Origin of the sequence: Amycolatopsis bullii, from assembly GCF_014654205.1 — a bacterium.
Classification (GTDB): domain Bacteria; phylum Actinomycetota; class Actinomycetes; order Mycobacteriales; family Pseudonocardiaceae; genus Amycolatopsis; species Amycolatopsis plumensis.
In genome coordinates this window covers 27,817-46,511 of the sequence record NZ_BNAW01000041.1, presented here as the reverse complement: position 1 = coordinate 46,511, position 18,695 = coordinate 27,817, and the positions used below count along the sequence as shown (strand labels likewise).

Here is an 18,695-nt window from a genome sequence, read left to right as displayed (position 1 = left end):
CGTGGCCCGAGTCGTCGTCGACGTCATGCCGAAGCCCGAAATCCTCGACCCGCAGGGACAGGCCGCGCTCGGCGCCGCCGGCCGCCTGGGGTTCACCGGGATCAAGGAGATCCGCCAGGGCAAGCACTTCGAGATCGAGGTCGACGACACGGTCGACGACGCGACGCTCGAGAAGATCGCCGAGGGATTCCTCGCCAACCCCGTCATCGAGCAGTGGACGATCAAGCGGGTGGACGCGTGAGCGCGCGCATCGGTGTCATCACCTTCCCGGGCACGCTGGACGACGGCGACGCGGCCCGCGCGGTCCGCTACGCCGGCGGCGAGGCCGTGCCGCTGTGGCACGCCGACGAGGACCTGCGTGACGTCGACGCGGTGGTCGTCCCGGGCGGCTTCTCCTACGGCGACTACCTGCGCGCGGGCGTGATCGCCCGGTTCGCGCCGGTCATGACGCCGGTGATCGAGGCGGCGCGCGCGGGCATGCCGGTGCTCGGCATCTGCAACGGGTTCCAGATCCTGTGCGAGGCCGGCCTGCTGCCGGGCGCGATGATCCGCAACCAGGGCCTGCACTTCATCTGCCGCGACCAGTGGCTGCGCGTGGAGAACACGTCCACCGCATGGACCACGCGCTACGACGAAGGCGCGGAAATCCTCATCCCGATGAAGAACATCGACGGCTGCTACGTGGCCGAGCAGTCCACTTTGGACGAGCTGGAGGGCGAGGGCCGCGTGGTGTTCCGGTACGTCGGCGGCAACCCGAACGGGTCGCGCAACGACATCGCCGGGATCCGCAGCGAGAACGGCCGGGTCGTCGGGCTGATGCCGCACCCGGAGCACGCGATCGACGCGCTGACCGGGCCTTCGGACGACGGGCTCGGCATGTTCTTCAGCGCGGTGGACGCGCTGGTCAAGGCCTGAGGGCGGGCCGCGCCCCCCGGTATCCATGCTAGCGGGGGGCACCGACGGTTCCGGGGCTGCGGACTCGAGTTGTCCACAGCCCCGGATCGAGGTCAGCTCTTGCTCTGGTCGTTCGACAGCCACTTCTCGGGCCGGACCCGGACCAGCACCGACCGCTCCCCGAGCGCGGAGTCGACGTAAGCGGTCGCCTGGTCCTCCGGCCAGTACCGCTTCGCGATCCGCAACGCCTGCTCGCGCGTCGGAGGCTCGTCGTTCGCGATCACCGGGCCCTCGGCCGTCACGTACTTGTACGGCGGGTTCTCGTCCTGGGCCACCAGGCTCAGCCGGCCCGCCGCGCGGATCGAGCGGTCCTTGACCGTGTCGCGCTCCATCCAGATCAGCAGCTCACCGCCGGGTTCGTAGTCGTACCAAACCGGCACGGCCAGCGGCGCCCGGCCGGCGCGCTCCACCGCCAGCACCCCGACGTGCACGCCGCTCAGGAACTGCTCGCGTTCGGCCGCGGTCATCACGAAAGACATGGCACTCCCCAGGTAGAAGATCGTCTCCCTGGGGAGCAACACGTCCGCCGCTCCGGACATTCCGGACCAATCCGCCCCGGCCCGGGTTCAGCGCGCCGCCGCGACCAGCCGCGCGTACGAGCCGCCGGCAGCGGCTCCTCATGCGGCACAGCTCGGCCGCCACGGTCCGGCTCGCCCCCGCGGCGGCCGAGTCGGACCGAGGAGGCGGATGTTCGCCTCGGTCCGGGTTCAGGTCGCCGCCGCCACCAGCCGCGCGTACGAGCCGCCCGCCGACAACAGCTCCTCGTGCGGGCCCAGCTCCGTGATGCGGCCGCCCTCGACCACCGCGACCCGGTCCGCCGCCGCGGCCGTGTGCAGGCGGTGGGCGATCGCGATCACCGTCCGGCCCGCCAGCACGCTGTTCAGCGACCGCTCCAGGTCCCGCGCCGAGCCCGTGTCCAGCAGCGACGTCGCCTCGTCGAGCACCAGCGTGTGCGGGTCCGCCAGCACCACCCGGGCCAGCGCCAGCTGCTGCGCGATCGCCGCCGGCACCGGGTGCTCGCCCGGCCCCAGCTTCGTGTCCAGCCCGGCCGGCAGCGTCGCCACCCAGTCCGCCGCACCCGCCGACGCCAAGGCCGCGGTCAGCTCCTCGTCCGTCCAGTCGCCGCCCGCGCGGCGGGCCGGCAGGGCCAGGTTCTGCCGCAGGGTCCCGGAGAACACGTGGTGCTCCTGGGTCAGCAGGAGCACCTCGCCGCGCAGCACGTCGTCGGCCAGCGCCGAGACGTCCTTGCCGCCGATGCGCACCGAGCCCGCCGACGGCGCCGCGATGCCGGCCAGCAGCCGGCCGAGCGTCGACTTGCCCGCGCCCGACGGCCCGACGATCGCGAGCCGCTCGCCGCGCGGGACCCGCAGGTCGATGCCGTGCAGCACCTCGCGGTCGGCGGTGTAGCCGAACCGGACGTCGTGGACGTCGATGTCCCGCCCGCGCGGCACCTCGGCCACCTTCGCCCCGTCCTCCACCGCGACCGCCCGGACGCCGAGGATCCGGCGCGCCGCGGCCGCCGCGACCTGCAGGTCCTCCAGCCAGAACAGCGCCTCGTTCAGCGGCGCCGCCATGCCCTGCACGTACAGCAGCATCGTGGTGATCTCGCCGAGCCCGGCCCAGCCCTGCGCGTACGCGAGCAGGCCCAGCACCAGCATGACCGCCAGCGGCAGCACGTAGCTGATCTCCAGTGACGGCAGCCACCGCAGCTGCAGCGCGCGCATCCGGCGTTCGCCGTAGATGCTCTGCTCCAGCGCGTCGTGCGCGGCGCCGATCCGCCGCTCGGTCAGCCCGAGCGCCTCGGTCGTGCGCGCGCCCTCCGCGGTCTCGTGGACGCTGGTGGTCAGGTCGGCCCAGCGGTCGAGCATCCACTGCATGACCGACGGGATCCGCCGCTGGTACCAGACGGTCACCGGCACCAGCAGCGGCAGCGCGACCAGCAGGCCCAGCGACAGCAGCGGCGACGTCACCACCATCGCGACGATCGTGAACACCACGGTCACCGTCGCGACCAGGATCTCCGGCGCCGCGAACCGCGCCGCGTGGTCGATCCGGCCGAGGTCGGTGGTGGCGCGGCTGAGCAGGTCGCCGGTGCCGGCCGCCTCGACCGTGCCCAGCGGCAGCTGCAGCGCCGTCCCGACGAACTCCTCGCGCGTCTCGGCCAGCACCAGCTCGCCGAACACCGCGCCACGCATCCGCGCGATCTTCCGCGCCACCGCCTGCAGCAGCAGGATGGCGACGAACACCACCGCCAGCACGTCGACGTGCGCGGTCGTGGTGCCGGCCGCGACGTCGTCGACGAGCGAGCCGAGCAGCTGCGGCCCGGCCAGGCCGATCAGAGTCGCCACGGCCAGTGAGCCGAGCAGCAGGCCGAACTCGCGTTTGTGGGCCGTGGTCGTCTGCCAGGCCCAGCGGCGGACGTCCCGCCGGGCCGCCGTGGGAAGCCGTTTCATACCGTCACTGCCTTTGCCGTGAAGACTTCGTCCGCTACATGCGTCCACAAGGGACTCTGGCTGAACACCACCGTCGTCCGGCCGCGCCGCAGCTCGGCGACGCGTTCGGTGATGCGGGCCTCCGTGTGCGCGTCGACGGCCGACGTCGGCTCGTCGAGCACCAGGACGTCGGCGTCGGTCGCCAGCGCGCGGGCCAGGTTCAGCCGTTGTCGCTGGCCGCCGGACACCTCGCGGCCGCGCTCGCCGATCACCTCGTCGATGCCGTCGGGCAGCGCCTCGACGATGTCGTCGGCGTCGGCCGCGTACAGCGCTTCGGTGAGGCTGACGCCGCCCGGCCGCGCCGGCGCCAGCTGCTCGCGCAGCACGCCCGAGAACCAGATGTCCTGGTTGTGCGCGTAGACGATCCGCCGCCGCAGCTCCGCGAGCGCGACGTGGTCCGCCCGGACGCCGCCGACCAGCACCTCTTCGCCCTCGGCCGGATCGGCGAACCGCGCCAGCCGGTCGGCCACCGCTTCGCCGCCTGCCCCGAAGTCGACGACCGTCAGGCGGCCGGGCGCCACCCGGACCCCGGACTCGGTGTCCACCAGTTCCAGCGGGCCGCCGGGCAGCGGCACCGGCGTCTCCGGGTCCGCCAGCTTCGGGCGGATCGCCAGCAGCGCCACCACCTTCCGCGACGCGACCAGGCCCGACGTGATCGACCCGACGGCCTCCGTCGCGGCGTTGACCGGCCAGATCAGGAAGGCCGAGACGCCGTAGAACGCCACCAGCTGGCCGACGTCGATCGAGCCGGCCACGGCCAGCCGCGCGCCGAGCCAGGTGATCACCACGGTGACCAGGCCGGGCAGCGCGATCTCCGCCGCGGCCAGCCACGCCTCGGCCTTGCCGACCTCGACGCCGGCCCGCCGCACCCGCTGGCTCGTCTCGCGGAAGCGGGCGAAGAACCGCCGCTCGCCGCCGATGCCGCGCAGGATCCGCAGGCCGGACACGATGTCCGCGCCGAGGGCGTTGACGTCCCCGCGCTTCTCGCGCTGCTTGGCCTTGCGCTTCTGCAGTGGGGCGAGCAGCGGCCCGATGCCGAGCACCGCGACGGGCACGCCGACCAGCGCGACCACGCCGAGCAGCGGCGACGTCGAGACCAGCCACACCGCGACCACGACGAACGCCAGCAGCGAGCCGAACGCGCGGCCGGTCATCTCGACGGTGTTGCCGATGTGGTTGATGTCGGTGGTGGAGATCGCGACGAGGTTGCCGGTGGTGGTCTGCTCGCGCAGCCCGGCGCCGACGCGCGTGGTGTGCGCCGACACGAGCCGCTGGGTCGAGCCCGCGCCGTGCAGCCACAGGCCGTAGTTGAGGAAGTGCAGCCAGGTCCCGAAGAGCGTTTGCACCAGCCCGAGCGCGGCCGCGACCAGCGCCCACCGCGCGACGGCGGCACCGTCGTGCGCGCCGATGGCGCCGATGCCCTGCCCGACGACCAGCGGCAGCAGCGCACCGGGCAGCGCCCAGACGACACCGATCGCGGCGGCCCCGAGCACCGTGCCGAGCCGAGCCCGGAACACGGCGAGCAGGAAGCGGCTCGCGGTCGGCCGCGCGGGCAGCCGCAGCGGCGGAAAGGGATACGTGGCGGAAAGCACGATTCCCGACGGTAAGCCGCCGACCAGCAGAAGGCGACCGATTTTCGCGCGCTCCGGCCGCCACCGCCGGGTGCCCTTCCGGGCAGCCGAACGCCCCGGCCGCTCGGGGGACCCCCGGTTTCGACGTTACTCGCGGCCACCGACATTTCCGGGCCGTCGCCCGAGCCGCGCCTCGAGTTGTCCCCATCGGTGCGCAGGCGCCCGAGTTGTCCCCAGCAGCACCCCCGGCGCTCGGGGGACCCCCGGTTTCGACGTTACTCGCGGCCACCGACATTTCCGGGCCGCCGCCCGAGCCGCGCCCCGAGTTGTCCCCAACGGTGCGCAGGCGCCCAAGTTGTCCCCAGCAGCACCCCCGCGCTCGGGGGACCCCCGAATTCAACGTTACTCGCCGCCACCGACAATTCCGGGCCGCGCGCCCAGCCCGCACCCGAGTTGTCCACAATGCGCGGCACCCGCCCCAAGCCGCCCGGCCGCGCTGGATGTCGGCTCGGTCACACCGCTCGCGGGCCGCTCGGCTTCGGTGGACCACCGTCCGGGGCGGCCGGGCCCGGCACGTATCCTGACGGCCGTGGCGAACCCTGACACGGACACCGTGACCAGCACCGTTGACACCACCGACCGCGCCGGGGCGACCCCGGACCACACCCAGCCCTACCGCGAACTGGGCCTCGCCGACGACGAGTACGCCCGCATCCGGGAGATCCTCGGCCGCCGGCCCACCGACGCGGAGCTGGCGATGTACTCGGTCATGTGGAGCGAGCACTGCTCGTACAAGTCCTCCAAGAAGCACCTGCGCTACTTCGGGGAGACCGCCACCGACGAGATGAAGGCCAAGATGCTGGCCGGCATCGGCGAGAACGCCGGTGTCGTCGACATCGGCGAGGGCTGGGCGGTCACCTTCAAGGTGGAGAGCCACAACCACCCGTCCTATGTGGAGCCGTACCAGGGCGCGGCGACCGGCGTCGGCGGCATCGTCCGCGACATCATGGCGATGGGCGCGCGGCCCCTCGCGGTCGCCGACGCGCTGCGCTTCGGCCCGGCCGACGCCCCGGACACCAAGCGCGTGCTGCCCGGCGTGGTCGCCGGCGTCGGTGGCTACGGCAACTGCCTCGGCCTGCCGAACATCGGCGGCGAGCTCGTCTTCGACCCGTCCTACTCGGGCAACCCGCTGGTCAACGCGCTGTGCGTCGGCGCGATGCGCGTCGAGGACCTGCACCTCGCCTTCGCGTCCGGCACCGGCAACAAGATCATCCTGTTCGGCGCCCGCACCGGCCTCGACGGCATCGGCGGCGTTTCCGTCCTGGCGAGTGACACCTTTTCGGGTGACGAGTCGGCGTCGGGCCGCAAGAAGCTGCCGAGCGTCCAGGTCGGCGACCCGTTCACCGAGAAGGTGCTCATCGAGTGCTGCCTCGAGCTGTTCGCCCAGAAGCTCGTCGTCGGCATCCAGGACCTCGGCGGCGCCGGGCTGTCCTGCGCGACGTCGGAGCTCGCCGCGGCCGGTGACGGCGGCATGCACATCTACCTCGACCGCGTTCCGTTGCGCGCCACCGGGATGACGCCCGCCGAGGTGCTCTCCAGCGAGTCGCAGGAGCGCATGTGCGCGGTCGTCTCGCCGGAGAACGTCGAGGCGTTCATGGCCGTCTGCCGCAAGTGGGACGTCATCGCCACCGACATCGGCGAGGTCACCGACGGCGAGCACCTGGTCATCACCTGGCACGACGAGGTCGTCGTCGACGTCCCCGCGCACACGGTGGCCCACCAGGGCCCGGTGTACGACCGCCCGATCGAGCGTCCGTCCTTTCAGGACACCCTGATCGCCGACACCTCGGCGAAGCTGCCGCGTCCGTCCACTCCGGACGAACTGCGCGCGGACGTCCTCAAGCTCATCTCCGCGCCCAACCAGGCGTCGAAGGAATGGGTGACGTCGCAGTACGACCGGTACGTGCGCGGCAACTCCGTGCTGGCCCAGCCGTCGGACTCGGGCATGATCCGGATCGACGAGTCGACCGGCCGCGGCGTCTCGGTCGCGACGGACTGCAACAGCAAGTTCGTCTACCTGGACCCGTACCGCGGCGCGCAGCTGGCGCTGGCGGAGGCGTACCGCAACGTCGCCACCGGCGGCGCGACGCCGGTCGCGGTGTCGGACTGCCTGAACTTCGGCGCCCCCACCGACCCGGGCGTGATGTGGCAGTTCGAGCAGGCGGTGCACGGCCTGGCGGACGGCTGCGTCGAGCTGGGCATCCCGGTCACCGGCGGCAACGTCAGCTTCTTCAACCAGACGGGGTCGACGGCCATCCTCCCGACGCCGGTGATCGGCGTCCTCGGCGTGATCGACGACGTGACCCGCCGCATCCCGACGGGCATCGGCGCGGAGGCGGGCGAAACCCTGCTGCTGCTGGGCGAGACGCACGACGAGCTGGACGGCTCGGCCTGGGCCCGCGAGCTCCACGGCCACCTCGGCGGCGTTCCGCCCAAGGTGGACCTGGCCCGCGAGAAGCTGCTGGGCGAGATCCTGGTGGCGGGGTCCCGCGACGGCATGATCTCGGCGGCCCACGACCTGTCCGACGGCGGCCTGATCCAGACCCTGGTCGAGACCGTCCTCATCGGACAGTGCGGCGCCCGGGTGTTCCTGGACGCCGACCAGGACCCGTTCGTGCAGCTGTTCTCCGAGTCCGCGGGCCGCGTGCTGGTGGCGGTCCCGCGCACGGAAGAACTCCGCTTCACGGAGATGTGCACCGCGCGCGGCCTCCCGTGGCGCAAGACCGGCGTGGTCGACCCGGATTCGGGGACGCTGGAGCTGCAGGGCATCACGGAGTTCACGCTCGACGAGCTGCGTGAGGCCTGGGAGCGCACCCTTCCCGCCCTGTTCGACTGACCGGTCGGGGCCTTCGGCGCGGCCGGAGGCCCCAACCCGGTCAGCCCGCCTTGGCGACGATCCGGGCCGTCCCGTCCCGCAGTTCCTCCAGGTCCCACTCCGCGGGTATGCGCACGTCTTTTTCGTTGCGCACCAAGGTGTTGTACAGCGAAACCGACTCCGGCAGCGAAGCGAACCGCAGGTCGGTCTGCCCCTCGAACGAAGCCCGCCGCAGGTCGAGCGAATCGCCGAAGTCGACGCCGGTGAAGATCGCATCGGCGGCGAACCCGGCATCCTTGAAGCTCGCCGGCCCGGCGAAGGTGGTCTCCGTGAAGTCCGCGGCTTCGGCGAACTTCGTCCCGCTGAACCACGCGCGGCTCTCGAAAACCGCGCCGCGGCAACGGAAGTAGCCCACCTGGCGACCGGACTCCGTGCCCGCGGCGGTGAAGTACACCCGGCCCTTGAAGCGGCAGCCGCTGAGGTTCGTGGTGCTGTGCAGCGACGCGTACCGGAGCAGCAGGCCGCCGATCAACCTGCCCGAAAGGTCGAGGTACTCCAGCCGCGCGCCGGTCAGGTCGAGGTCGTACGCCGGGCCGGAGTCGTCGCGGCCGGGTAGCAGGTCGGTGACCAGCCGCTGCGCCGTCAACCGGACCGTGAGCTCTCGCTCCTCCTCGGGATCCGGGTCCGGGAGCGAAGACCTGGTGAACGGCCGCCGCAGGTAGGAGCACAGCACGTCCAGCACCGTCTGCGTGTAGTCCGGCCGGCTCCGCGCCAACCCCGCCAGCGCGTGCAGCGCCCCCACCCGCACCTGGTCGGCCGCGTGCCCGAGCAGCTCGACCGCCTTCGCGAACCGCTCGTCCGCGACCCGCTCGCGGTCCTGTTCCGCGCGCTGCGCCTCGAGTTCGTGCCGCTGCCGCTCGATGTCCTGGCGGCGCTCCTCGACCCGGCGACGGCGGTCGTTCAGCCACAGCGCGTACAGCGCCACGATCGCGCCGCCGGCCAGTCCGCCGGTCTTCAGCGCGTCACTGCGGCTGGTGGCGGGGTCGGTCAGCAGCCAGCCGCCGACCCCGAGCAGCAGCACCACCGACGCGAGGAACGTCCACGCCAGCGGCGATCGCCACAGCTTCACGGTGCTCAGGACACCAGCATGGTGCTGACGCAGAAGCCCTTTTTGTCGAAGTTCGTCGCGCTCAGCGTGCCCTTCACCGGCTTGCCGGCGGACGTCCCGGTGACCTCGCCCTCGACCAGGTACTTGTCGGTGGGCACGTCACCGAGCTGCAGCTGCAGCGGCGGCTTGAGGAACGTCTCGAGCCACGAGCTGAGCAGTTCCTTCGAGTCGGCGCAGCCCAGCGCGACCGCCCCGTTGTTGTCGCCCGCGTTCAGCTTGTCGATGAAGCCCTGCAGCACGGCCTTGGCGTCCGAGCCGCCGCCGCCCTGGTCGCTGGGTGCCGTCGGCTTCGTGACCGTCGGCTTCTTGGCCGTCGGCTTCGACGTCGGCGCCGACGGCTTGGCCGACGTGCTCGACGTCGGGGCCGCGGCCGTGTTGGTGTCGTCCTTCGAGAGGAAGAACCCGGGTGCGACGAAGCCCGTGATGCCCACCAGGGCGAGCAGGACGACGACGGCGGCGCCGATGGCGATCCACATCCCGGTCTTGCTCTTCTTCGGCGGTGCGGGCGGCCCGCCGAAGCCCTGCGTGTAGCCCCCGGTCGCCGGGTCCCAGCCGGACACCTGGCCGGCCGCGTTCGGGTCCCAGGCCTGCTGGCCGTACTGCTGCGCGTTCGGGTCCGCCCACGCCGACTGCTGCTGCGCGTTCGGGTCCGCCCAGGCCTGCTGGGCGTACGGGTCGCCCCACGCCGGCTGCGGGTTCGCCGGGAAGCCGCCCGAGGCCGGCGGGTAGCCCTGCTGCTGGTTCGGGTCCCAGCCCTGCGGGTACTGCTGCGTCGGGTACGGCTGTTGCTGCTGGTTGGGGTCCCACCCGCCCTGCTGCTGGAAGCCGCCGGAAGGCGGCTGGCCGTACGGGTCGGGCTGGCCGGGCTGGCCCGGCTGAGGCGGGTAGGTCATTGGTCCATGCCTTCCGGGCGCTGGGTGTTCGTGCGCTTCCGACGTCCGGTGGCGGCGTGCGGTTCCCCCAGGACGTGGCTGCGGCGTTCTGCAAGCTCGGACGGTACGGCATGAAACCGGCTCCCGGTCGTGGCGACGCGAAGCCGTCACGATCCGGGAGCCGGTTGTGGGGTGGATCAGCCGTTGGCGAGTGCCTGGAGCCGGTCGTAGGCACCGTTGAAGGTGTCCTGGTCGAGCGGGCTCGAGGTGTACTGCCAGACGGTGTAGTAGCCCCAGTTGTAGGGCAGGGTGCCGACCGACGACGCGTACCGCGCGACCCACAGCGGGGCCGTGCTGGAGAAGTCACCGCTCACGCAGCTGCCCCACCAGCTCGTCGACGTGTAGATCACCGGGTACCGGCCGGTCAGCGAGTGGTAGGTGTCGTGGAAGTCGAGGATCCACGACGTCATCCCCGCCTTGCTCAGCCCGTAGCAGGTCGCGCCGTACGGGTTGTACTCCATGTCCAGCGCGCCGGGGAGCGTTTTCCCGTCCTTGGACCAGCCGCCGCCGTGGGCGACGAAGTACCGGGCCTGCGCCGCGCCGCTCGAGGTGTTCGGCGTGGCGAAGTGGTAGGCGCCGCGGATGAAGCCCTGGTTGTAGGAGCCGTTGTACTGCTGGGCGAAGTACGGGTTGGTGTAGTTGGTGCTCTCCGTGGCCTTGGTCCAGACGAACCGCTTGCCTTGGTTCCACCAGTTCGCCCAGTCGACGTTGCCTTGGTAGCTGGCGACGTCCATGCCGGCCACCGTGGCCAGCACCTGGCCGGGCATGGCCTGTCCCGGCTGCGGCTGCTGCGCCGACTTCTGGCTGTCCGGAGTCGACGTGTCGCCTTCGACGCGCCGGATCTGCGACCCCAGCTCGTGGTTGTGCTGTGCGATGTCCGCGTTGATCGCGGCCACGGGGTCGACTTCGGGGGAGAAGGTCGTCGCCTGCGCCGTGCTGCCGAGCAGGAGCAGCGTGGCCGGGACGACCAGGGCAGCGAACAACCGCCCTCTTCGGGAAGTGGACATCTTGGTTCCCTTCACAGATACCCTCGCGATGAGCGGCTAACTGCAGGTAGCCGCCCGAGCACGATTGTTGAGGACGAAGTGGCGTTTGTCACTCAGTTCCGTGAAATTGGGTATACGTGTGGGTGATTTTCCCGGGAAGAAGATCGTTAATCAGTGACGAGTTAACACCTATTATTGGACGGTTGGGCCGTTCAGCCCAGCGCCAGGGCGAGCAGCCGGTCCGCCGAGCCGTTGAACCAGTTCTGGTCGCCGGGCAGGGTGCCGCGGTCGGCGAACTGCCAGATCGTGTGGATGCTCCAGCTCGACGGCAGTTCCCCGATGAAGCTGTTGTAGCGCGCGATCCAGAGCGGGTTGGCGCCGAACTCGCCGTTGTTCGCCGTGCACCGCTTCCACCAGCTCGTCGACGTGTAGATCGTCGGGAACCGGCCGGTCGCCGCGCGGTAGGTGTCGGAGAAGGCGCGGATCCAGGCGACCATGCCGGCGGCGTCCTTGCCGTAACACGTTTCGCCGTACGGGTTGTACTCCGCGTCGAGCGCGCCGGGGAGGGTCTTGCCGTCGGCCGACCAGCCGCCGCCGTGGGCGAGGAAGTACCGCGCCTGCGACGCGCCGTCGGAGATGTCCGGCCGCGCGAAGTGGTAGGCGCCGCGGATCAGGCCCACGTTGTAGGAGCCGTTGTACTGCTGCGCGAACTGCGGGTTCACGAACCCGGTGCCCTCGGTCGCCTTGACGTAGACGAACTTGGCGCCCGCCCCCGCCGCGCCGGGCCAGTCGACCGGGCCCTGGTGCCCGCTGACGTCGTGGCCGAGCAGCTGGTCGTCACCGCCGTACAGCACGTCGGGGCCCTCGCCGACGCCCTCGACCTCGGCGATCTGCGAACCCGCGTAGTGGTCCTCCGCGCCGGCGTAGGGGTCGTCGGCCTTCGCCGGCGCCTGCCCGGCCACGAGCAGGACGGACGCGAGGACGGCGGCGAAGGGCAGCGAACGTCGTTTCACCCTCTTGCTCCCCACCGATCTCGTGAGACTTCTTCAGTCTCACGATGCACCGGCGCCGCCGGATCGGCGACTCGATGATCACTCGATGGGGTTGAACCCGCAGGTCAGCGCCGCTCGTCGGCGATGGCCTTCAGCAGGTGCTCGGCCGGCACGACCGCGGTGATGAGGTCGTGCGGGTTGATCGCGACCGGGTGCCCGCCGAGCAGGTCGACGATGTCGCGGCCGACCACCGCCCGCGCGTGCGGCCACTCGCGCGGCACCAGCGACTTGCGGGTGTAGGCGGGCACCATGACCCGGCCGTCGGTGTTGTGGAAGCCGATGACGGTCCGCTGCACCGGCGACATCGCGTAGACGAACAGCGTCGCGTCGAGGACGGCCTTCGGCAGGTCCGACGGCGGGCGGTGCTCGGTGCGCACGAGCTGCAGCAGGTGCTCGAGGTCGTTCGCCGGGTCCGGGAAGCCGAGCGCCTTGGGCGAGGGCCGGTAGCGGTCGTTGGGGTGGAAGTCGGCGATGACGTCGCCGGCGCCGTTCACCGGGTACGCGCCGACGACCGCCCACGACGGCACCGGGCCGTTCGGGTCGAAGGCCTCGTCGATGACGTAGAGCCAGCTGTCGGGATTGGCGCGGGCGTTCGCGCGCATCTCCGCGGTGATTTCGGGCGTGCCGTGCTTGCCGCTGCGCCGCGCCTGCCTGCCTTCGCGCCGCGCGGCGCGGTTGTGCTTGCCGTGCCCCCCGGGGCGATCGGCTTCGTTTCCGGTGGGCTGCTGCGAAACCATCCGATCCGCCTCGTCCCGCTGCGCCATCGTCATCCCCATGTTCTCGGGTGTGCCTGCCAAGTCTTGGTGCGCCACTCTACTGTTTGCCCATGGCCTCTTCGCGTTCGGTCGACCCCGGACAGTTACGTGCGGCGGTGCTGGCGATTTCCCCGTGGCTGCAGGGCGACGCGCCCGATCCGGCGCGCCCGGAGCTGGCCGCCGCGGTCCGCCTGTCGCTGCGTGCCCTGGCGGCGGACGCGCCGGGCCGGTCGGTCGAGGTGCGGGTGCCGCCCTTCGCCGCGGTGCAGTGCGTCGAGGGCCCGCGGCACACGCGCGGCACGCCGCCGAACGTGATCGAGACCGACCCGCGCACGTGGCTCGAACTGGCCACCGGGCAACTGGACTGGACCACGGCCGTGGGCGACGGCCGGGTATCGGCTTCGGGCTCCCGGGCCGACCTGTCGCACTGGCTTCCGCTGATGCGGATTTCACGCACGGGTTTCGAGGACTGACGCAGGGCCGGTGGGGACCGGGACTGCCCTACGGCTTGCGGCCGATGCCGCCGGCGATGGTCCGCTGGGCCACGTTGAGGTCCTTGAGCCGCGGGCCGTCCGGCCACCAGTCGGCGCACCGGACCACACCCGGGGGCACCATCTCGAGCCCCGGGAACAGGTCTTCGATCTGCTTCTGCGTCCGGAAGGTGCCCGAGCCCATCGGGCTGTGCAGGAAGAAGTCCTCCATCCTGCGGGCGGTCGCGGAGTCCTCGTCCTCCGGGTCGAAGAAGTGCGAGATCGCCACGAACGAGCCCGACGGCAGCGCGTCGATGTACTCCTTCATGATCTCGGCCGGCCGCTCGTCCGGGCCGTTGAAGTGGTGCAGCGTGCCCATCTGGAGCAGGGCGACCGGCTGCGAGAAGTCGATGTGCTGCCGGACGACCTCGTGCTCGAGGATCCGCTGCGGCTCGAAGATGTCCTCGGCGACGAAGTGCGTGTTCTCGTTCTCCTCGAGCAGCGCGCGGCCGTGGGCGAGCACGACCGGGTCGTTGTCGACGTAGACGACCTTGATCTCCGGGTTGATCCGCTGGACGACCTGGTGGGTGTTCTCGGCGGTCGGCAGGCCGGAGCCGCAGTCGAGGAACTGCGTGATGCCGGTCTGGCTGGCGAGGAACCGGCAGGCGCGGATCAGGAAGCCCCGGTTCTCGAACGCGAGGTCCTGCGCTTCCGGGGCCGCCTTCTGGACCTTGTGCAGGACCTCCCGGTCGATCTCGTAGTTGTCCTTCCCGAGCAGGAAGGCGTCGTACACGCGCGCGATGCTCGCTCGGGTCGGGTCGACCCCCACGGGAACTCGTTCGGTCCGGGTCGCGGCGTCGGGCATGTTGAACCTCGCAAGTTCTGTGTTGAAAGTCTCGTACTCTACGTAGAGTAGGACTCCACACGCATGCGGTAAACCGGGTCACCTCTTTGCGCAGGACGGCCCAACGTGTACTTTCGGTAGTCGGGCTAGGACCCCCTGGTGACGTGAGCGCGGAAGGGCCGGGAATGAACGCGGTGAACGCGTCCGCAGGTGAACAGAACATCGGCCCCACGGCGCGCCGCATGATCCTGGGCTCGCAGCTGCGGCGGCTCCGTGAAGAGGCCGGCATCACCCGTCAGCAGGCCGGTTACAACATCCGTGGGTCCGAGTCGAAGATCAGCCGGCTCGAGCTGGGCCGGGTCGGGTTCAAGGAACGCGACGTCACCGACCTGCTGACGATGTACGGCGTCGACGACCCGACGGAGCGCCGGGCGTTCCTCGACATGGTCAAGCAGTCGAACGAGCCGGGCTGGTGGCGGCGCTTCGGCGACACCATGCCGAACTGGTTCACCGACCTCGTCGGCCTCGAAGAAGCCGCCGCCCGGATCCAGATCTGGGAGCCGCTCTACGTGTCGGGCCTGCTCCAGATCGAGCCGTACGCGCGGGCGATCTTCAGCCACGGCCGGTCCGAGATGGCCGACGAACGGGTCGACCAGCTGGTCGCGCTGCGGATGCGGCGGCAGAAGATGTTCAGCAGGCCGGACGCGCCGCGCGTCTGGATGGTGCTCGACGAGTCGGTGCTCTACCGCCCGATCGGCGGGGTCAAGGTGCTCAAGCAGCAGATCGAATACCTGCTCGAGATGAGCGCGCTGCCGCACGTGTCGATCCAGATCCTGCCGTACTCGCGCAGCGGCCTGTCCGCGGAACACGCCTTTTCGCTGTTGCGCTTCGGCGAACCGGAACTGCCGAACATCGCCTACGTCGAGTACATGACCGGTGCGCACTACATCGAGAAGCGCGAAGAGATCGAGAAGTACAGTCGCGCGCTGGACATGCTGGCGGTCGACGCGGAGACGCCCGAGCGCAGCCGGTCGATGCTCGGGAAGCGCCGCCAAGAGATCTAGCTGCCGCTTTGCCTGCCTCCGCAGGCGAATCGGCTCCGATGAGTGGTAACGAACAGTAGTTATTACTCCGTTCGCGCACCCGCCTGTCACCCGATAGGTTAACGGCGACCTCGTAATTCTTACCGTCCGCGAACTTTGCAAGAAATTCTGCACGTGCATTTACCATTGCAGTCACACGTGCTAGCCTCGAACACGCGGGCAAATGCACATGCATATGCATTGCCTCAAGGTTTTCCGCATCGAGAGGTGGGAACATGGCTGAGCGATTCGAGAACGGCATCCCGGCCGATCGGCTGTCCGGTGCCGAGTGGCGCAAGGCGAGCTACAGCGGTGCCTACGGCAACTGCGTGGAGGTCGCGCCGCTGTCCAACGGCGAGATCGCGATGCGCAACTCGCGGTTCCCGACCGGCCCGGCGCTCGTGTACACGCGCGCCGAGATGGCGGCGTTCCTGGCGGGCGCGAAGGACGGTGAATTCGACGATGTCCTCTGCTGAGGCCGTCGCCCCCGTCTTCGACATCGAAACCGGACTGCAGGAACTGGTGGCCCGCGGCTACCAGTTCGTCCACCCCGCCGACGAACGCGGTGAAGTCCTCGCGGTCGTCGGCGTGCGGGTGCACGACGACGTGGTGGACGTGGTCCGGCTCAACGCCGAGGACGACGTCGTGGCGACCAGGATGCCCGGCTCCGAAGAGAACATCTTCGAGCCGGAGCGGTGGCTGTGGCGCCGCCGCGGGGAAGGTGCGCAGGTGCTGACGGAGATCCTTTCACTGCCGGATGCGTGCTAGACGTACAGGCTTCCAGGCCCCGTCCGAAGTGGTCAGAACCACGCCCGGCGGGGCCTGGCTCATGTCCGGACCGTCTACACTGACACTGGCCTGACCACGTCTTCCCAGGAGCTCCTCGGTGGTTTCCGACCCGCAGCTCGTGTCCGACCAGCCCGAACCGGAACCCCGTGAGGAGTGTGGCGTCTTCGGCGTCTGGGCTCCCGGGGAAGAAGTCGCGAAGCTGACCTACTACGGCCTCTACGCCCTGCAGCACCGGGGCCAGGAGGCGGCAGGCATCTCCGTCTCCGACGGCTCGCAGATCGTGGTCTTCAAGGACCTCGGCCTGGTCAGCCAGGTGTTCGACGAGCAGATCCTGCAGTCGCTGCAGGGGCACATCGCCGTCGGGCACTGCCGGTACTCGACCACCGGCGCGACCATCTGGGAAAACGCCCAGCCGATCTTCCGCACCACCGAGACCGGCAGCGGCCTCTCCTTCGCCCACAACGGCAACCTCGTCAACACGGCCGAGCTGCGCGAACGCACCATCGAAGCGGGGCTCAAGCCGCACGCGGGCCTGACCGGCTCGTCCAGCGACTCCGACCTGATCTGCGGCCTGCTCGCGGCGAACGCCGCCGACAAGGGCATCGAGGCCGCCGCCATGGAGCTGCTGCCCACCCTCAAGGGCGCCTTCTGCCTGGTGTTCTCCGACGAGAACACGCTGTACGCGGCGCGTGACCCGCACGGCGTGCACCCGCTGGTGCTCGGCCGGCTCGAACGCGGCTGGGTCGTCTCGAGCGAGACGGCGGGCCTCGACATCGTCGGCGCGTCCTTCGTCCGCGAGGTCGAGCCGGGCGAGCTGATCGCCATCGACGCCGCGGGCCTGCGCTCGTCCCGGTTCGCGAACCCGGACCCCAAGGGCTGCGTCTTCGAGTACGTCTACCTCGCCCGCCCGGACACCACGATCGCCGGCCGCGGCGTGCACGCCACCCGCGTCGAGATCGGCCGCCGGCTCGCCAAGGAGCAGCCGGTCGAGGCCGACCTGGTGATGCCGGTGCCGGAATCGGGCACCCCGGCCGCGATCGGCTACGCGCAGGGCTCGGGCATCCCCTACGGCACCGGCCTGGTGAAGAACGCCTACGTCGGGCGCACCTTCATCCAGCCGTCGCAGACCATCCGCCAGCTGGGCATCAGGCTCAAGCTGAACCCGCTGCGGGACGTCATCCGCGGCAAGCGCCTGGTCGTCGTGGACGACTCGATCGTCCGCGGCAACACCCAGCGCGCGCTCGTCCGGATGCTGCGGGAGGCCGGCGCGCTCGAGGTGCACGTCCGGATCGCCTCGCCGCCGGTGCGCTGGCCGTGCTTCTACGGCATCGACTTCGCGTCGCGGGCCGAGCTGGTCGCGAACGGCGTCGACCTCGACGGCATCCGCCGCTCGATCGGGGCCGACTCGCTGGGCTACATTTCCCTGGACGGCCTGGTCGCGGCGGCCGAGCAGCCGAAGTCGCGGCTGTGCACGGCGTGCTTCTCGGGTGAGTACCCGATCCCGCTGCCGGAGGACGCGCTGATCGGGAAACACCTGCTCGAAAGCCTCGACGCGGTCAATGGCGCGGCAACCCCCGTCAGTCCCGCCGGGTACGGTGCCGAAGACGCCGTCCGGCGTCCCTGACAGTCCTTCCAGTAGGGAGTCCTTCCACCGTGAGCGAGTCCACGAGCGCCACGTACGCCGCCGCCGGCGTCAGCATCGACGCCGGCGATGAAGCCGTCGAGCTGCTCAAGCCGCACGCCGAGCGGGCGACGCGGCCCGAGGTCATGGGTGGTGTCGGCGGTTTCGCCGGGCTGTTCTCCCTGAAGCTCGACAAGTGGAAGGAGCCGGTGCTCGCGTCGTCGACCGACGGCGTCGGCACGAAGATCGCCGTCGCGCAGGCCCTCGACAAGCACGACACGGTCGGCATCGACCTGGTCGCCATGGTGGTCGACGACCTGGTCGTGACCGGGGCCGAGCCGCTGTTCCTGCAGGACTACATCGCCGTCGGCAAGGTGCACCCGGAGAAGATCGCCGCGCTGGTCGGCGGCATCGCCGAGGGCTGCGTCCAGGCCGGCTGCGCGCTGCTCGGCGGCGAGACCGCCGAGCACCCGGGCCTGATGGGCGAGCACGACTACGACATGTCGGCCACCGGCGTCGGCGTGGTCGAGGCGTCGCAGCTGCTCTCGCCGGAGAAGGTCCGCCCGGGCGACGTCGTGCTGGCGCTCGGGTCGTCCGGCCTGCACTCGAACGGCTACTCGCTGGCCCGGCACGTGCTGCTCGACATCGCGCGGATGCCGCTCGACGGGTACGTCGAGGAGTTCAGCCGCACCCTCGGCGAGGAGATGCTGGAGCCGACGCGGATCTACGCGAAGGACTGCCTGGCGCTCGCCGCCGAGACCGAGGTCCGGACGTTCGCGCACATCACCGGCGGTGGCCTGGAGGCCAACCTCGCCCGGGTCATGCCGCGTGGCCTGGTCGCCCGGCTCGACCGCGGCACCTGGACGCCGGCGCCGGTGTTCGCGCTGATCGGCCAGCGCGGCAAGGTCGAGCGCGCCGAGCTGGAGAAGACGTTCAACATGGGCGTCGGCATGGTCGCGATCGTCGGCGCCGAGGACGTCGACCGGGCGCTGGCCATGCTGACCGCGCGGCACGTCCCGGCGTGGGTGCTGGGCGACGTCCAGCCCGCCGAAGACGTCGACGGCCCGCGCGCGGTCCTCTCGGGCGACCACCCGCGGTTCTGAC

The 18,695-nt window shown here is 70.8% G+C and carries 18 protein-coding genes; 9 read left to right on the top strand and 9 right to left on the bottom strand.

Annotated elements, in window-relative coordinates:
- The first annotated feature begins 1 nt into the window (after position 1).
- Together purS and purQ are read left to right on the top strand one after the other, a co-directional pair.
- Positions 2 to 241: a phosphoribosylformylglycinamidine synthase subunit PurS gene (gene purS, locus IE317_RS32970; RefSeq protein WP_125308766.1), complete on the top strand. Its 240-nt coding sequence runs from the start codon at positions 2 to 4 to the stop codon at positions 239 to 241.
- Positions 238 to 915 (top strand): phosphoribosylformylglycinamidine synthase subunit PurQ, encoded by a 678-nt coding sequence (gene purQ, locus IE317_RS32965; protein ID WP_191315274.1) that lies wholly within the window; start codon positions 238 to 240, stop codon positions 913 to 915. Before purS ends, purQ begins: the two co-directional genes overlap by 4 nt.
- 92 nt (positions 916 to 1,007) lie before the next feature.
- Here the strand turns inward: purQ and IE317_RS32960 are convergent, their stop codons facing one another.
- The 3 genes from IE317_RS32960 to IE317_RS32950 all read right to left on the bottom strand — a co-directional run bounded on the left by IE317_RS32960 (position 1,008) and on the right by IE317_RS32950 (position 5,038).
- On the bottom strand, positions 1,008 to 1,433 hold the full coding sequence (locus tag IE317_RS32960) for a pyridoxamine 5'-phosphate oxidase family protein (protein WP_191315273.1): 426 nt from the start codon (positions 1,431 to 1,433) through the stop codon (positions 1,008 to 1,010).
- Positions 1,434 to 1,661: 228 nt separating this feature from the next.
- Positions 1,662 to 3,407 (bottom strand): ABC transporter ATP-binding protein, encoded by a 1,746-nt coding sequence (locus IE317_RS32955; RefSeq protein WP_191315272.1) that lies wholly within the window; start codon positions 3,405 to 3,407, stop codon positions 1,662 to 1,664.
- Positions 3,404 to 5,038 carry an ABC transporter ATP-binding protein gene (locus IE317_RS32950; RefSeq protein ID WP_191315271.1) on the bottom strand — a complete coding sequence of 545 codons (1,635 nt, stop codon included), beginning with the start codon at positions 5,036 to 5,038 and terminating at the stop codon, positions 3,404 to 3,406. The genes IE317_RS32955 and IE317_RS32950 overlap by 4 nt, the downstream gene beginning before the upstream one ends.
- Before the next feature lie 568 nt (positions 5,039 to 5,606).
- Here IE317_RS32950 and purL point away from each other — a divergent pair.
- On the top strand, positions 5,607 to 7,913 hold the full coding sequence (gene purL / locus IE317_RS32945) for a phosphoribosylformylglycinamidine synthase subunit PurL (RefSeq protein ID WP_373309181.1): 2,307 nt from the start codon (positions 5,607 to 5,609) through the stop codon (positions 7,911 to 7,913).
- 40 nt (positions 7,914 to 7,953) lie between these two features.
- Here the strand turns inward: purL and IE317_RS32940 are convergent, their stop codons facing one another.
- From IE317_RS32940 to IE317_RS32920, 5 genes are all read right to left on the bottom strand, one after another.
- Positions 7,954 to 9,021, bottom strand: a complete 1,068-nt coding sequence (locus IE317_RS32940; protein WP_191315270.1) for a pentapeptide repeat-containing protein — start codon at positions 9,019 to 9,021, stop codon at positions 7,954 to 7,956.
- A 5-nt stretch (positions 9,022 to 9,026) separates the two neighbouring features.
- Entirely contained in the window at positions 9,027 to 9,953 is a 927-nt protein-coding gene (locus IE317_RS32935) for a hypothetical protein (RefSeq protein WP_191315269.1), read from the bottom strand.
- Positions 9,954 to 10,129: 176 nt separating this feature from the next.
- On the bottom strand, positions 10,130 to 10,999 hold the full coding sequence (locus IE317_RS32930; RefSeq protein ID WP_191315268.1) for a lysozyme: 870 nt from the start codon (positions 10,997 to 10,999) through the stop codon (positions 10,130 to 10,132).
- A gap of 191 nt (positions 11,000 to 11,190) precedes the next feature.
- Positions 11,191 to 11,991: a lysozyme gene (locus IE317_RS32925; protein WP_191315267.1), complete on the bottom strand. Its 801-nt coding sequence runs from the start codon at positions 11,989 to 11,991 to the stop codon at positions 11,191 to 11,193.
- Between the two features lie 104 nt (positions 11,992 to 12,095).
- Positions 12,096 to 12,800 carry a type VII secretion system-associated protein gene (locus tag IE317_RS32920; RefSeq protein WP_191315316.1) on the bottom strand — a complete coding sequence of 235 codons (705 nt, stop codon included), beginning with the start codon at positions 12,798 to 12,800 and terminating at the stop codon, positions 12,096 to 12,098.
- 56 nt (positions 12,801 to 12,856) lie between these two features.
- Here IE317_RS32920 and IE317_RS32915 point away from each other — a divergent pair, with 56 nt between their 5' ends.
- The gene (locus IE317_RS32915) at positions 12,857 to 13,258 is read left to right on the top strand and encodes a sterol carrier family protein (RefSeq protein WP_191315266.1); all 402 of its coding nucleotides are present in this window, start codon (positions 12,857 to 12,859) and stop codon (positions 13,256 to 13,258) included.
- 28 nt (positions 13,259 to 13,286) lie between these two features.
- Here IE317_RS32915 and IE317_RS32910 read toward each other — a convergent pair whose 3' ends face one another.
- Positions 13,287 to 14,084 carry an SAM-dependent methyltransferase gene (locus IE317_RS32910; RefSeq protein ID WP_191315265.1) on the bottom strand — a complete coding sequence of 266 codons (798 nt, stop codon included), beginning with the start codon at positions 14,082 to 14,084 and terminating at the stop codon, positions 13,287 to 13,289.
- 200 nt (positions 14,085 to 14,284) lie between these two features.
- Between IE317_RS32910 and IE317_RS32905 the strand changes: the two genes are divergently transcribed.
- From IE317_RS32905 to purM, 5 genes are all read left to right on the top strand, one after another.
- On the top strand, positions 14,285 to 15,163 hold the full coding sequence (locus tag IE317_RS32905; RefSeq protein ID WP_191315264.1) for a helix-turn-helix domain-containing protein: 879 nt from the start codon (positions 14,285 to 14,287) through the stop codon (positions 15,161 to 15,163).
- A 254-nt stretch (positions 15,164 to 15,417) separates the two neighbouring features.
- Complete coding sequence (locus tag IE317_RS32900) at positions 15,418 to 15,657, top strand: DUF397 domain-containing protein (protein WP_191315263.1); 240 nt, start codon at positions 15,418 to 15,420, stop codon at positions 15,655 to 15,657.
- Positions 15,644 to 15,949, top strand: coding sequence for a hypothetical protein (locus tag IE317_RS32895; RefSeq protein ID WP_191315262.1), 306 nt, complete (start codon positions 15,644 to 15,646; stop codon positions 15,947 to 15,949). The genes IE317_RS32900 and IE317_RS32895 overlap by 14 nt, the downstream gene beginning before the upstream one ends.
- 118 nt (positions 15,950 to 16,067) lie before the next feature.
- On the top strand, positions 16,068 to 17,594 hold the full coding sequence (gene purF / locus IE317_RS32890; RefSeq protein ID WP_191315261.1) for an amidophosphoribosyltransferase: 1,527 nt from the start codon (positions 16,068 to 16,070) through the stop codon (positions 17,592 to 17,594).
- Positions 17,595 to 17,623: 29 nt separating this feature from the next.
- Complete coding sequence (purM, locus tag IE317_RS32885; protein ID WP_191315260.1) at positions 17,624 to 18,694, top strand: phosphoribosylformylglycinamidine cyclo-ligase; 1,071 nt, start codon at positions 17,624 to 17,626, stop codon at positions 18,692 to 18,694.
- The last annotated feature ends 1 nt before the right edge of the window (position 18,695 follow it).